Below are 14,642 nucleotides of genomic sequence, written 5' to 3'. Positions count from 1 at the left end.
CAAGAGCAAACTCTTGCTATAACTGGTTACTTTATTAACAGTTACAAGGTTTGTGCCAGCACTGGTTATTGCTTAGTTATAGTTAAAACAGCATCCATTACCGGATCGATACCTGCAAAGTAGTCTTTTGCAGAAAGTGTAATTGGCATATCGGGCGCTAACCAGATTCGATGATCTTCCGCTCGGCTTTGCTGGTGGAATTGGCTCGAAATAAGGCCTGTTTGTTTACTGTATGGCAGGTTAAACCAGCCAGCTTCACCTGCCACATTCGGGCGGGTGCCTGATGGCTCACCTACAAAAATCGCTGGCACTATATTGTCAATCTTTACAGCTACATCATGGCCTGCCGAAAACGTATTGCGGCCAATTAATATAAATAGCTTTCCTTGTGGTTTTAATACGTTAAAAAATGCGGCCGTTGCCACCAAAGGCGGGGTGAGCGAGCCATTACCACCACTGTTATGGCGAAGGTCTAGCACCAGGTGCTCAATGTCATCGTGTTTGATTTGTGCTTGTAGCTGCATGGCAAATTCAGCAAGGGTGAGATCTTTGTTATTTCGCACATCATTGAATTGTACATACAGTAATTTATTCGTTTTGATTTGTTCGCTCCAAAACGGCGTATTGTTTTTTGCTAAGTATCTAAGCGTAGGGTGCTCAGCAAGTTTTGGTAACTTAGGAAAACCAGTAAATTGCATTGGTTTGAGCGCTGGTGTAACTGTGGTGATAGCGCCTTGTGGTGAGCTGAGCGTAAGTGTTACCTCGCTCCCTTTGCTAATGCCAAGCCCGTTTAGCACATCAAGCAAACTTAAATAATAGGGACCCAACCAAAGGGTTTGCATTTCATTATCGCGAGCATTAATACGTTTAGTTAACTCAAGAGCTTGCTGGGCTGGTGTATCGGCAAATGCCTCAACTTTATAGCCAACATATTGCTGGTAATCGCTACTTGCTTTGCTGATGTATAAACCGTCACTAAATTGATAAAACTGAAATGGTAGTTGCTGAAAGTTGCCTGTTTCACCCCATGCTGGGATCAATAGATTATGACCATTGCCAAGTAATGCAATTAGCTCCATAAACTGAAAAACAATTTGCTGATCGGTTAGAATAGGAATCGACTTATCAATCTCAGCTACTTTTTCTGCAAACTGTTGTGAGCTCATGTTTTGATACATTGCCACGTGTAAACGTTTAATTTCTGAGACTAAAAACGCTAAATCGGCGCGCCATTTTTGATCTCGATTGAGTTCAGTATCCAAATTATTACCCGCAAGTGATTTATAACTGGCTGATTGTGCAAAGCGTTCAAAGTAAGGGTTAATACCAGATTTAAATAAGCTGGTGCCAGTAAGTGTTGGGCGGTCATCCCATCTTGCTGCTAGTGCTTTTTTAAGCCAATACTCGGCTTGCTGTTGGTTATCAAGCTCTGCGTATGCCTCTGCAATTTTAACCATTAAATCGTTTGGGTTACTGGCCCCATTAGGAATGCCTTTTAAGCTAGTCCCAATTGCAAGTGCGCGTTGCAAAGCATTGCTGGCATTTTGGTAATCGGCCAATTGAAAATAACTGAGGCCAAGTACATACCAAGTATCGCCATCGTGTTGATATTCATTAATGAGCATTTTTGTGAGTTTATTCACCTGAGCCCAGTTTTGTTGTTTAGCAAATTCTATTGCTGCTGTTTTCGATTGAAAGTAAGCGATTGGATCGCTTGCACCAACACGACTTGGCTGCACTTTTAAAGCTTGATTCGTCACCTCTAAAGAGTGATTCGTTGCTAAAGCAAAACCCGAAAAGTTTATTAATAGGCACAAAGTTAGTAGTAAAAAATAGGACTTGTACATCAGGAGTCTCAAAGTTGTTTTTTGTTTAAATTAGCGTTTGAGTTGTAAAAAAGCGTCCTAAAACAGGATTTAGGACGTTTTTTGTCTGTTTTATGAGCTAATTCTTTTGCGTTTGCTTCTTAAATTGACTCGGTGTTAATCCCGTTTCTTTTTTAAACACGGCATTAAAAGTCGATTTAGAATTAAAGCCTGCTTGAAATGCCAGCTCTATCAGGCTGAGTTTTTGAGGTGAGTCTTGCTCTATTTCGCGTTTAACATCATTCACTCTATGCTGGTTGATGTACTCACAAAAATTGTTCCCCGTTGTGCTGTTAATAGCCCAAGATATTTCTTTACTACCGAGCCCGGTTTGATTTGCTAAGTCGTTTAGTGAGAGCCTAGGTTGTCGATAAAGCGATTCGTTAATAATCAAGTTATCAATGGTTGAGAAAATTTGCTGCGCAAGTTGCTCGTCAGCCGAATCAGTTTGTTCAGCTTCGGGTTCTTCTGACAATGTGACTGGCTCGAATTGAAAGCTATTTTTGATGGTGTGAAACAACAAAAAGCTAAACATCAGCAGTAACAGTATTTCGTTTAATAAATACCAGTGCATCTTTATATCGAGCGGCGTGATTGGTTGCACATTCATACGCAGCAAATCGAATACGACAATAATGGCAAAAACAAATAATGCTTTGATCAGCCACTTTAGTTTAAGGCTCTCAGCATCTGAGCGCGCATGCATAAGTTGTTTGTGATAGCGCTTTAAAATGCCATAAGCGAAGTAGAAATAACCAAGTTGACTGAGCGAACCAAGTAAAATGATCGCTTGCGTGTAGTGGGTAAAGGCCAAGGAAATAGCCGCAGGAATTAAGTGTACCGCGTAGTGTGATGTTTTAAAGGGCTGTTTACCTGTAATCGACAAGGTAAAAAAGTAAATCATAGGCCCATACAGTAATGTAAATGCAGGGGTAATTAAGTAACTAGAAAACCCTAACCCTTCTAGCAGGTTAAAGGCGCACACACAGCCTTGAAATGCAAACAGCAGCACCAAGGAACGACTTTGTTTTTGGCTATTAATTAATAATGCACCAAATAACATTTGGAACAGAAAGATACTCTGTACAAGGTGTACAGGGAATAAAGTGATTGATTGCAAAGTAGTTTACGTTTTTATTCTTTTAGCTGAGTTTAACAACTCCCCCTCACTTTGTAATCATAGGCATTAAAAAGTTTAAATTGGTCAGTATTTTAATTGCCTTTTTCTCTTCTTTTTGGCTGTACTTTCGAATAAGTTGATTAATGGCAATTTATGCTTGAATAAGCTAGAATTATCAGTATTACAGGAGGGTTTATGACTACCAAAACTGCTAAGACTAGCAATCAGCAAAAAACTAAGTTTATGCCCGATATGGATAACTTTAAGGTCAGTTTAAGCTATGAAGGTCTAACGCTGAAAACTAATAGTGAAGGCAAAAGTATTGCTGAATTGAAGCGTAAATATGCGCGATAAATACGGGGTAGCTCAAGATAAATATTGCTACCCTGCCTCTGATGTATTAATTAATTTATTAGATATTCGAGAATCGGATATATTAGATCAAGCTGAAGCTGAGTTTACCGCTGAACGCTATAGAACTTATGACTCCCCCGAACAACCTCTATCTAAGTTTTCACTTGAGCATTTAAAACATCTTCATCACCACTTATTTCAAGACTTATATGTGTGGGCAGGTCAAATTAGGGATGTTGATATCTCCAAGGGTAATACCCGCTTTTGTACTTGGACGCGTATTGAGCCTGAAGCTAACAAATTATTTCGAACCATTCCGGCAATATCGAATTGTCAGAATAATGATGAACTAATTGAAAAAGTGGCAGACTTGTTTTGTGAGCTAAATTTACTTCACCCATTCCGCGAAGGTAACGGTAGAGTGTTACGTTTCTTTTTTGAAGAAATGTTATATAGCATCGGCTATAAGGTTTCGTGGCCTCCAATCTCTCAGAGAGAGTGGATTGATGCGAATATTGCAGGTGTGAATTTAAACCTAGATTTACTTAAACGTATTTTTAGTCAAGCAATTTCTGAGCTTTGATAGTGTACTGAAATCACTACCAAATTTACTCAATAAAAAACCTTGTGGCAGCACCACAAGGTTTTAACATTGATTCGTAACGCGAGTTTATCTCATCGTTACAAACTCTTCTGAGCCCGTCGGGTGAATAGCCACAACAGCATCAAAGTCTGCTTTGGTTGCGCCCATCTTCATTGCAACGGCAAAGCCTTGGATCATTTCGTCAACGGTAAAGCCAATGCCGTGTAAGCCAACAACTTTTTCGTCTTCGCCTGCACACACTAGCATCATGTTACATGCTTGACGGTGCTGAGTAACCGCTGTGTACATTGCTGCAAAGCTTGATTTATATACTTTAACGTTATCGCTGCCGTATTGATCAATCGCTTGCTGCTCTGTTAAACCAATTGTGCCGATTGGTGGATGGCTGAATACCACAGTAGGTACTAGCTCGTAGTCCATTTTTAAATCATCAGGTAGTTCTTTATTGAATAAGCGCTCTGATAAAATACGACCTGCTTTAACGGCTACTGGCGTAAGTTCGATACCGTTTTCGATGATATCGCCAACTGCGTATACGTTTTCAGCTGTGGTGTTTTGGAATTCGTCTACTTTAACGTAACCAGCTTCAGTTACTTCAACACCTGCTGCAGCAAGGTTGATTTTGTCAGTTGTAGGTGTACGGCCAATTGCCCAAATAACTTCATCAACGTTTTGGCTGTGACCATTTTCAAAGTGAATGGTTAAGCTGCCATCGCTTTCTTTAACTACTTCTTTAGGTGTGCACTCAGTGTGAAGAGTTGGGCCTTCTTTTGCCATAATATCGATAAGCGTATCAACAATGTATGGGTCAAAAGTACGTAGTGGTTTGTTTTTACGAACAAACAGGTGTGTTTCTGTACCAAGGCTATGAAGTACGCCTGCGATTTCAACGGCAATGTAGCCTGCACCAACCACAGCAACACGCTTAGGCTGTGCGTCTAGCTCAAAGAAGCCATTTGAATCAATACCAAGCTCAGCGCCTGGAATGTTAGGAATAGTAGGGCGACCACCAACAGCGACAAGGATATGGTCAGCAGTGTATAGCTCACCGTTTACTTCAACTGTTTTGTTATCAACAAACTTAGCAAAGCCATTGATTACAGTTACACCATTGCTAGATAAGTATTTGTTGTAACCTTGGTGAATACGGCCAATATACGCTTCGCGGCTTTCAACTAATTTAGCCCAGCTAAAACCTTTTAATTCAACATCAAAGCCGTAGTCAGGTGCATATGCGTTAATTGCTTCAGCAATTTGTGCGCCGTGCCACATTACTTTCTTTGGAACACAACCCACGTTTACACAGGTGCCACCCATGTGTTTTGCTTCAATAAGAGCGACTTTTGCGCCACGCATTGCTGCACGGTTTGCAGAGGCAATACCGCCACTACCACCACCAATTGCAATGTAATCAAAATGCTGAGCCATAGTTTGTCCTCAAAAATAGATAACTTTTTATTAATTAATCGATTTAGTAATAAGTTGATAATAGCATAATAAAGACCAAGGTTAAGCCCCTTGTATTTCATCAATTCGCCCCAACTTCAAAATCATCTTCGCATAAAATTTGAGAACGAAAATGACAATTGCAGAAAATAACCCGCTCATTGGTTTAGAAGGGCTTCCGCCGTTTTCTAAAATTAAACCAGCACACGTAGTGCCAGCATTAAAAGCAGCGATTGCTGAGTGTCGTACCAAAATAGATGAGGTACTGGCAAGCAAATCATACACATGGAATGATTTGGTGCTTCCGCTTGAAGAAGCTGATGACAAGTTATCACGCTTATTTTCACCGGTATCACATATGAATTCTGTCGTTAATAACGACGAGCTACGTGAAGCCTATGAGCAATGTTTGCCGTTGTTATCTGAGTATTCAACCTTTGTTGGTCAGCATCAAGGTTTGTACGATGCTTACAACGCGCTTCACAACAGTGATGAATTTAAAACACTAACGACTGCCCAGCAAAAAACCATTACTAATGCACTGCGCGATTTTGAGCTATCTGGTATTGCCTTAAAGCCTGAACAACAAAAGCGTTATGGCGAAATCAGTGCGCGCTTATCTGAGCTGGCCTCTAAGTTTGGTAACAATGTAATGGATGCAACTCTTGCTTGGCAAAAGCATATTACAGATGAAAGCGAACTGGCTGGTTTACCAGAGTCTGCGTTAGCACTAGGTGCTGATACAGCTAAAAGCAAAGAGCTAGAAGGCTGGGTATTCACGCTAGATTTTCCATCTTACTTACCAATCATGACTTATGCTGATAACCGCGAGTTACGTGAAGAGTTTTACACTGCGTTTGTGACGCGTGCCTCTGATCAAGGCCCTAACGCTGGTGAATTTGATAACTCAGCTATTATGAGCGAAGAGCTTGCCCTGCGTCATGAACTTGCCGAGTTACTTGGTTTTAACAGCTACGCTGATATGTCATTGGCGACTAAAATGGCAGAAACGCCAGAGCAAGTTTTCTCATTCTTAGAAGATTTAGCTGCTAAGTCTAAGCCACAAGCTGAGCAAGAGCTTGCTGAGCTAACAGCTTACGCAAAAGATAAGCACGGTGTGACTGAACAGGCTGCGTGGGACTACGCTTACTACGGCGAAAAGCTCAAGCAAGAGAAGTACGCGATTTCTGATGAAGTATTGCGCCCATATTTTCCTGCCAATAAAGTTCTAAGTGGCTTATTCACTACCGTTAATCGTTTATTTGGTATTAGCGTTAAAGAAGTGACAGAGTTTGATACTTACCACCCTGATGTACGTTTCTTCGAAATTTACGATAACAGCAACACGTTACGTGGTCGCTTTTATCTAGATTTATATGCCCGCGATCGCAAGCGTGGCGGTGCTTGGATGGATGACTGCATGGGTCGAAAAGTACGTGCAAACGGCGAATTACAAACCCCAGTTGCGTACTTAGTGTGTAACTTTAATAAAGCAGTGGGTGATAAGCCGGCTTTGTTTACGCATAACGAAGTGACTACGTTATTCCATGAGTTTGGTCATGGTATTCACCATATGTTGACACAAGTTGATGCAGCGCCAGTTGCTGGTATTAACGGTGTTGCATGGGACGCGGTTGAGTTACCAAGTCAGTTTCTTGAAAACTGGTGTTACGAAGAAGAAGCGCTGAGCTTTATTTCGGGTCATTACGAAACAGATGAGCCATTACCAAAAGAGTTACTAGATAAACTCCTTGCGGCGAAGAACTTCCAATCAGGTATGCAAATGCTGCGTCAGCTTGAGTTCTCGTTGTTTGATTTTACTATTCACCATACTTACAAAGCGGGTGAGCCATGTCATATTCAAGCAACACTTGATGAGGTACGCAGTAAAACGGCTGTTGTTAAAGCGCCAGCGTTTAATCGTTTCCAGCATGGCTTTAGCCATATTTTTGCAGGCGGTTATAGCGCAGGTTATTACTCTTATAAATGGGCTGAAGTACTCTCGGCCGATGCGTTTTCTAAATTTGAAGAAGAAGGCATTTTTAACCCAGCAACGGGCGAAGCTTTCTTAAAGAACATTTTAGAAAAAGGGGGTAGCGAAGAGCCTATGGAGCTATTTAAAAAGTTCCGCGGACGCGAACCACAAGTTGATGCACTACTAAGACATAGTGGTATTGCAGCATAATACACATTACTTAAACTAAAGCGCCGTAGGGCGCTTTTTTATTAATAATTCTTAGCAAATTCAATCTTGCGTACTATTCTTTTTAAAAACAGTTGCAGGAATTAAGTATGTCAAAACTTGTATTAGCCATTGATGATGATAAGTATGTCCATCATGTGATTGAAGAATCACTATCGGGCTTTTGCACGTTGATCCATGCTAAAAATGGTGAAGAAGGATTAAGACAGGCGATAAAGTACAGCCCAGACATTATTTTACTTGATGTTGAAATGCCTGCTAAATCAGGGTACGAGGTGTGTAACGAATTAAAAGCTAACCCGCAAACTAAAGATATTCCTGTGATGTTTTTATCGGGTAAAGCGGACTTACCAGACCGTGTAAAAGGCTATAACGCAGGTGCAGCTGATTACATTGTAAAACCATTCAATGCTGAAGAGCTGATGGCACGAATTCGTGTGTTATATCAGTACCGCCAGCATTCAAAAAAATTAACCAGTGACGTTGAACGAGCGCAAATAACCGCCGAAATAGCGATGACAGATTCAGGTGATATGGGACGCATCATGCGCTACGTTGGGCAGACTTATCATGCGCATGATATCAAAGCGTTATCTGAGCATATGTTTGAGTTTTTTAACCCGATGGAGCTTGATGTCGTGCTGGCGTTTTGGTATCACGATGTTGGCGTGTTTTGCTGTGCCGAAGGTGGAGTATGTCCTTTAGAGCAGGAGTTACTAGAAAAACATCGTGATGCGAATCGCTTTGTTGATTTTAGCCACCGCACCATTATTAATTACCCTAAAGTGTCAATGTTAGTTAAAAACATGCCACTTGATGATGCCCAACTTTATGGTCGTTATAAAGATTTATTCCCGCACATCCTCGAAGTCACAAACGCAAAAGTTCAAGATATGGAAATTAATGAGCGGGCACTGACTCAGGCACAGCAAATTGGGAATGCCTTTAATGAACTATCTCAACAAATGTATCAAAACAGTGATTCACGCGAACGAGCGGTTGAAAAACTAGCTGCGCAATTGGATGAGTTAAATAAGTCAGTCGCACAAAGCAATTTGTCGAGTAGTGATGAAGTAACTTTTCATCTACAGCAATTAGAGCAGACTAAGTTATTATTTTCTTCGCTCAATGATGATTTAGCGTTTATAAAATATCAGTTAAAACACATTATTGAAGCGCGTAGTGATCTTCTCGCCAGTTTGCAAAAAATGGCAGAGCCTAGTCACACTGAAGATGTCACTTCACAAACGGATATCGAGCTATTTTAAGCCATGCTATACTGACGCCGATTAATATAGCTCGGAGTTTTGTGTGGTAATTCATTGTCCTTTTAAAGAAATGCGCCCTTATTTAGATGCAATAGAGTTGCGTTTTGGTTTAGCTAAGTGGGCTGAGCAGAATGCGGGCTTTTCGCTTCATTATGACGACCAAGGTCTTAGCTTGAAAAAAAAGGACGAACCTAAGCTAGGTGCAATCCATGTTGATTTTGTAACGGGTGCTGCTGCTCACCGCCGTAAGTTTGGTGGAGGTAAAGGGCAAGCTATAGCAAAGGCTGTAGGGTTAAATAAAGGTGCCACACCAGTGGTTCTTGATGCCACCGCAGGCCTTGGTCGTGATGGCTTTGTACTGGCATCACTAGGCTGTAAAGTGATTTTACATGAGCGCCATCCAGTAGTTGCTGCGCTATTATTTGATGGCCTAGAACGCGCCTATAACGATGCAGAAATTGGCCCTTGGATGAAAGAAAACATGAGCTTAGTGTTTGGCTCTAGTCATACGTTACTGGCGCAGTGTAGTGATACTCCTGATGTTGTGTACTTAGATCCTATGTTTCCTCATCGTGAAAAATCAGCCCTCGTTAAAAAAGAAATGCGAGTATTCCAAGAGCTTGTGGGCTCAGATAGCGATGCCGATGATCTATTAGAGTTTGCTTATCCGCTTGCTAGTAAGCGAGTGGTTGTGAAGCGCCCTGATTACGCGCCATTTTTAAATGACAAAACCCCGAGTATGCAAATCAAAACCAAAAAGAACCGCTTTGATGTATATGTAAAAGCGGCAATGGTTTAAATCTAATGTTTTTGGATGTATCTGGTTTTTTCGTGTAGTTGTTTATGGTGGCATTTCATCATATTGTCATAAAAGGTTAATATTCTACGCGCGCAACGTTACTTGGGAATATCGTTTATGCGCGTGTCATCATTTACTCGGCTATTGGCCGTTTTACTTACTCTCGCTAGTATTTTATTAGCAGCCACTCTGTTTTGGGCAAGTCAAACCTTATTTGGTTTAGAGCAACAAGATAACGCTTATAACAAGCTAAAAAACACCATCATTATTGATTTAAAAAGCTACCTTGATGATTATTTAGAACAAGGTGACAGCCAACACTTAAATAAAGCTTCTACGCTGATAAGTGATGTTAAAAAGCTGCATTTAACTAAGTTGCCTAGTGATCTTGCAAGTCAGCTTAATAGCCAGCTAACAGCGCTCGATAAAGACATCAATGGTAAGTACCGCGCTTTAGGTAAGCTATCGGGTAACGAAATGGCGCTGCTTGATAACTCGTTAAGACAAATGGCAGGTTCAGCTTCATCATTAATTGGCTATGCAAGTAAAGCCGAGCCGCAAACAGCGCTTGCACTTGAGTATTACCAACTAGCTGCTGACTACTACAGCGAAGTCACTTCACTTGCTTTGTACACTTATAAGTTAGTGATCAACTTTGATCAAGACACTAAAAACAGCCTCAATCAAAGTGTTGAAAACCTAAATGCGCTTGGGGCTAAAATCGATAAACTCGAAAATTTAGGTGTAATGAGCGAAGTGGATGAAGACGCTTTATTTTTTGGCGAAGAAGCAGAAGATTTGGCCGGTGACATAAAAGCTGAGTTAAGTAGCTGGCCCAAACGCTTCCCACGTGATTTAGCATCCACTCTTGAGCAAGCAGAGCAGCGTCAAACCGGCATGCAAGCATTGCGCGAGCAAATAGGCGCCTTGTCTACAACGGTGCTCGGTGCAGAGCAAAAGCTAAAAGATGAACAGAGCGACCTTAAGCAGCAAGTGTTTATCGTGTTTTGTGTAGCCATTGGCATGCTGGTGGTTTTAGCAGCGGGTGTGTATTTCGTACAGCGTAACCAAGTGCTTAACCCGCTGCGTCAATTGCGTGATGGCTTTGCTTTCTTAATTGAGAGTAATGAGCTTAAAAACATTGAGAGTAAAAATCCGAAAACTGAAGTCGGTGAAATTGCCCATTACTTTAATCAATTGATTGAGCGCCAGCGTGGTGAGGCAGAAGAACGAGCACAAATGCTTAAGGTTATTAATGACTTTATGCTAGAGATGAGCGAGCACTTACATACGATTGCCCAGCAAACTGATGCTAGCCACTCTCAGGTTGAACAAAACCAAAGTTTACTTACTGATATTCAAGACATTGGTGAACAGGTCAATAACATCAATGGTCAAGTTGCTGATAACGCCAAACAAACCTTTGGTGCGATGGAGCAGAGCCTAGGCTTTGCAGATAGCATGTTAACCGCAAGCTCTCGTACTGAAGAACGCGTTGAACAAGGCCTAGATAGCTTAAAAGAGCTATTAAAAGGCGTTGATGATGTGGGCCAAGTTATTGAGGTGATCAAAAATATTGCTGAGCAAACAAACTTATTAGCACTGAATGCAGCGATTGAATCGGCGCGTGCAGGTGATCATGGCCGAGGCTTTGCGGTGGTCGCTGACGAAGTACGAAAACTTGCCAGACAAACGCAGGGTTCACTTGATGATATTAACAATCAGTTAAACCGCTTAAGTGAAAACTCCACCATGGTATCGGAGCAAATTAGCGCACTGGCTAATGATGCCGAGCTACAAACACAAAATGCCCAAGAACTTAAACGTAACTCCGAAGGCGTAGCTGGCAACGCGCAAGATGCAAATAAGGTCGCATTTGATGCTATGGAGCTGGCTAAACAGCAAAACGCCTTACTAGAAAACTTCAGTCAATCAATGCAAAGCATGAAAGGGCAGGTAAGCGAATCAAACTCTCTGGTTAGTGATATTCAGCATCGCCTACAAGAGCAAATGCATACCATTAAAGCCAGCTTAGGTTTATAACCCTCCAAAGGGCGAGCAATGGTTTACGTTGTTTGTCCTTAAAATCATGCTGTATTCAATTTTTTAGGTATATACTCTGTACTCTTATTTTCTTTCAAGGAATTACGATGATCGAACAAGGCCACACTATACCTACAGCAACCCTTAGTGAATTAACTAGCGAAGGCATGCAAACCTTAACAACAGAGGCATTATTTGCAGATAAAAAAGTAGTGTTGTTTGCCGTGCCGGGTGCATTTACACCAACATGTTCTAATGCTCACTTACCTGAGTTTATTACCCTGGCCGATAAAATTACTGCTAAAGGCGTTGATGCAATCTACTGTGTATCGGTGAACGATGCATTTGTAATGAAAGCATGGGGTGAAGCTCATAACGCTGAGCATATTCGTATGTTAGCAGATGGTGATGCAAGTTTTACCAAAGCACTTGGTTTAGATAAAGACACAGCTGGTTTTGGTGGTATACGTTCTAAACGTTATGCAATAATCGTTGAAAACCAAACTGTAACAGGGCTGTTTGTTGAACAAGACAAAGAGTTTGTAGTAAGCCGCGCTGAAGCTGTGCTAGAAAAGCTTTAATAGCAATTCATAAATACAAAAAAGCCGGACGTAAGTCCGGCTGAAAGTCCCTGGGGGTGACTTAGGAGATCAACTATTAAGGTTGATATTGCGCATCCAGTGTAACACCCGAGAAAGTACGGTAAGCATTTAAGCTTAAGTGCCAAGTACCTGCTTGTGGATTACTGAACGTACAAGTTTCTGCGTTACCGTTTTTGTAAGGGCGACAATCATAGCTTGATGATGTTGGTTGGCTACCAAACTTAACGAATAAGTCTGAATCGCCAGTACCGCCTGATGTCGTTACTGTAAAGCTTGCCATACCGGCAGGAACATCAATAGTGTAATGCTTCCATTGGCCTGCACTTGCAGAGATATCTGTTACTGTGCCACCACCTGCTTGTGGTGAACCTGAGCCTGAACCACCGCCAGAAGTTGTTAAATCACCTACTAGGCTAACACCTGAGTATGCAGAGTAACCATTCAGCATTACATGGTAAGTACCTGCTGTTGGGTTATCGATAGAACAGACTTCGTTGTTACCGCCTTTATACGGGCGACAATCATAGGTTGATGTTGTTGGTGCGCTACCTGCACGAACGTAAAGGTCAGCATCGCCTGAACCGCCACTCATTGTGAAGGTTACGTTAGTCGCACCTGTTGGCACTTCCATTGTATAGAAAGTTTGGCTGCTAGCAGAGCCACTTAAACCAGTTAGTGCTTGACCATCTTCTAATACGTTACCCGTTGGTGGTGGCGGTGTTGCACCTGAGGCTGCTGCAACCGCGGCTGCCGCATCAACAATACCTGTACCACAGCTAGTACATGTTGCTGGGAAAGAACGAGTTGTCGATTTTAAGATACTTTCGATTTCATCAGGTGTTGCTGATGGCTTAACTTGTTTGATTAATGCTGCGACACCCGCAACATGTGGAGCTGCCATCGATGTACCTTGTGAGTAGTGGTATGAATCACTGCTAGGGCTTGAAGAGCCTGAGTTGTGAGTAGATAACACACCTTCAGAGTCATTCGCAAAGCTTTGCGCGCCACCCGGTGCTGCAACGTCAATGTTGCTACCGTAGTTTGAGTAGTATGCACGACCACCGTTACGACCAACAGATGCAACGTTTACAACACCATTACAGTTACCAGGGTTGTAGTTTGCAGAGTTATCGTTGTCGTTACCTGCAGCGATTACAATTACAGAACCGTTGTTACGCGCTTGATTGATTGCATTTTGCGTTGTTGAGCTACATGAACCGCTACCACCTAAACTCATGTTAATAACATCAGCAGGGTTAGCATTTGCTGGTACGCCAGAAACTGAACCACCCGATGCCCAGATGATGCCGTCAGCGATATCAGAAGTTAAACCACCACATTTACCAAGTACACGCACTGGCACTACTTTTGAATTGTAAGCAACACCAGCAACACCTTCACCGTTATTAGTGACTGCTGCAACAGTACCCGCAACGTGTGTACCGTGCCAGCTTGAGCTTTGTGCACTGTGTGTGTAACCACATTCGTTAGCGCTGATTGCATCACCCGGATCGCGTGCATCGCTATCACGACCACCGCCGTCGTTCGCTACAGACACGTTAGAGATCATGTCATAGCCTTGAAGAATGTTAGCATTTAAATCAATATGAGGGCGGTAACCAGTATCAAGTACCGCTACAACGACACCGCTACCCGTTGCTGTATCCCAAGCAGTAGGAAGGTTAAGACCGCCCGCTTGCTCGTAGTAGTGCCATTGGTCGTCATAACGAGGGTCGTTAGGCGTCGCAAACGGCTTTAACATTTGGTCGATTTCGATGTATTCAACGTTACCAGAAGCGACCATTTCTTGCATAAATTCTTGGGTTTCTTCAGCTGATAGTTTTTTATCAGCACGCATTACGTGGTGATTACTCATCGCCATTGCACGAACGTATTGTGCTTTTACTTTACCTTTTTTGCTGCTGAAGTTTTTAATAAAGCCTTTTGCTTTTTTGTTCATCATAGTCGGCGTTTGTTCTGCTGCCGACATGGTCATCATTTCATCACTATTGTTTTTATACTTGATGATAAATTGAGTACCAAAGCCTTCTTGGCCTTGTAATTTAGCTGCAGTTTCCTGCATAGATGGTGACATAAGTTGATCTGGAGTAGCCATAGCTGCTGTTGTTCCAAACAACGCAGTCAAGCTCAGTGCAATTGCGCATTTCTTCAAGTTGTTGTTAGTTGTCATAATGATCCCTAGATTGTTATGTAAATCTCCACGATGTTTTTCGTGAAGGGGGACAAAGGTAAAATATATGTTAATTTAGTTAAAATATCGTTTTATTATGGTTGTCTCTATTTTGGTTATAACTAAATGTATAGACGTCTAAATCAG

General features: G+C 41.9%; 11 protein-coding genes. 7 read left to right on the top strand and 4 right to left on the bottom strand.

The window, feature by feature from the left end:
- Positions 1 to 65: 65 nt before the first annotated feature.
- On the bottom strand, positions 66 to 1,739 hold the full coding sequence (locus tag NO991_RS09960) for a hypothetical protein (protein WP_371351969.1): 1,674 nt from the start codon (positions 1,737 to 1,739) through the stop codon (positions 66 to 68).
- A gap of 205 nt (positions 1,740 to 1,944) precedes the next feature.
- The gene (locus NO991_RS09955) at positions 1,945 to 2,985 is read right to left on the bottom strand and encodes an AraC family transcriptional regulator (RefSeq protein ID WP_300420811.1); all 1,041 of its coding nucleotides are present in this window, start codon (positions 2,983 to 2,985) and stop codon (positions 1,945 to 1,947) included.
- A gap of 195 nt (positions 2,986 to 3,180) precedes the next feature.
- Here NO991_RS09955 and NO991_RS09950 point away from each other — a divergent pair, with 195 nt between their 5' ends.
- Together NO991_RS09950 and NO991_RS09945 are read left to right on the top strand one after the other, a co-directional pair.
- Positions 3,181 to 3,339: a hypothetical protein gene (locus tag NO991_RS09950; protein ID WP_166338734.1), complete on the top strand. Its 159-nt coding sequence runs from the start codon at positions 3,181 to 3,183 to the stop codon at positions 3,337 to 3,339.
- A complete protein-coding gene (locus NO991_RS09945) occupies positions 3,329 to 3,922 on the top strand; it encodes a Fic family protein (protein WP_166338735.1) in 594 nt (197 codons plus the stop codon). The genes NO991_RS09950 and NO991_RS09945 overlap by 11 nt, the downstream gene beginning before the upstream one ends.
- Positions 3,923 to 4,009: 87 nt before the next feature.
- On the opposite strand, the gene gorA is transcribed toward NO991_RS09945, so the two are convergent.
- Positions 4,010 to 5,371, bottom strand: coding sequence for a glutathione-disulfide reductase (gene gorA / locus NO991_RS09940; RefSeq protein WP_187489756.1), 1,362 nt, complete (start codon positions 5,369 to 5,371; stop codon positions 4,010 to 4,012).
- A 151-nt stretch (positions 5,372 to 5,522) separates the two neighbouring features.
- On the opposite strand from gorA, the gene prlC reads away from it, so the two are divergent.
- The 5 genes from prlC (at position 5,523) to NO991_RS09915 (ending at position 12,283) form a co-directional block, all read left to right on the top strand.
- A complete protein-coding gene (prlC, locus tag NO991_RS09935) occupies positions 5,523 to 7,574 on the top strand; it encodes an oligopeptidase A (RefSeq protein WP_371351968.1) in 2,052 nt (683 codons plus the stop codon).
- A gap of 107 nt (positions 7,575 to 7,681) precedes the next feature.
- Positions 7,682 to 8,860 (top strand): two-component system response regulator, encoded by a 1,179-nt coding sequence (locus NO991_RS09930; protein WP_054552774.1) that lies wholly within the window; start codon positions 7,682 to 7,684, stop codon positions 8,858 to 8,860.
- Positions 8,861 to 8,903: 43 nt separating this feature from the next.
- Positions 8,904 to 9,659 carry a class I SAM-dependent methyltransferase gene (locus NO991_RS09925; protein WP_138599257.1) on the top strand — a complete coding sequence of 252 codons (756 nt, stop codon included), beginning with the start codon at positions 8,904 to 8,906 and terminating at the stop codon, positions 9,657 to 9,659.
- Positions 9,660 to 9,776: 117 nt separating this feature from the next.
- Positions 9,777 to 11,702: a methyl-accepting chemotaxis protein gene (locus tag NO991_RS09920; RefSeq protein ID WP_371351967.1), complete on the top strand. Its 1,926-nt coding sequence runs from the start codon at positions 9,777 to 9,779 to the stop codon at positions 11,700 to 11,702.
- A 107-nt stretch (positions 11,703 to 11,809) separates the two neighbouring features.
- Positions 11,810 to 12,283 carry a peroxiredoxin gene (locus NO991_RS09915; protein ID WP_300546168.1) on the top strand — a complete coding sequence of 158 codons (474 nt, stop codon included), beginning with the start codon at positions 11,810 to 11,812 and terminating at the stop codon, positions 12,281 to 12,283.
- A 76-nt stretch (positions 12,284 to 12,359) separates the two neighbouring features.
- Here NO991_RS09915 and NO991_RS09910 read toward each other — a convergent pair whose 3' ends face one another.
- Positions 12,360 to 14,495, bottom strand: coding sequence for a S8 family peptidase (locus tag NO991_RS09910; RefSeq protein ID WP_371351966.1), 2,136 nt, complete (start codon positions 14,493 to 14,495; stop codon positions 12,360 to 12,362).
- Positions 14,496 to 14,642: the final 147 nt, after the last annotated feature.

The sequence above is a fragment of the Pseudoalteromonas sp. DY56-GL22 genome (assembly GCF_041414715.1).
Classification (GTDB): Bacteria; Pseudomonadota; Gammaproteobacteria; order Enterobacterales; family Alteromonadaceae; genus Pseudoalteromonas; species Pseudoalteromonas simplex.
This window is presented reverse-complemented; position numbering and strand designations above follow the sequence as displayed.

Excerpts from the sequence above, each read along its gene's own strand:
- NO991_RS09950 (WP_166338734.1), top strand. The coding sequence starts at position 3,181 with ATGACTACCAAAACTGCTAAGACTAGCAATCAGCAAAAAACTAAGTTT.
- NO991_RS09945 (WP_166338735.1), top strand. The coding sequence starts at position 3,329 with ATGCGCGATAAATACGGGGTAGCTCAAGATAAATATTGCTACCCTGCC.
- gorA (WP_187489756.1), bottom strand. The coding sequence starts at position 5,371 with ATGGCTCAGCATTTTGATTACATTGCAATTGGTGGTGGTAGTGGCGGT.
- prlC (WP_371351968.1), top strand. The coding sequence starts at position 5,523 with ATGACAATTGCAGAAAATAACCCGCTCATTGGTTTAGAAGGGCTTCCG.
- NO991_RS09930 (WP_054552774.1), top strand. The coding sequence starts at position 7,682 with ATGTCAAAACTTGTATTAGCCATTGATGATGATAAGTATGTCCATCAT.
- NO991_RS09920 (WP_371351967.1), top strand. The coding sequence starts at position 9,777 with ATGCGCGTGTCATCATTTACTCGGCTATTGGCCGTTTTACTTACTCTC.
- NO991_RS09915 (WP_300546168.1), top strand. The coding sequence starts at position 11,810 with ATGATCGAACAAGGCCACACTATACCTACAGCAACCCTTAGTGAATTA.
- NO991_RS09910 (WP_371351966.1), bottom strand. The coding sequence starts at position 14,495 with ATGACAACTAACAACAACTTGAAGAAATGCGCAATTGCACTGAGCTTG.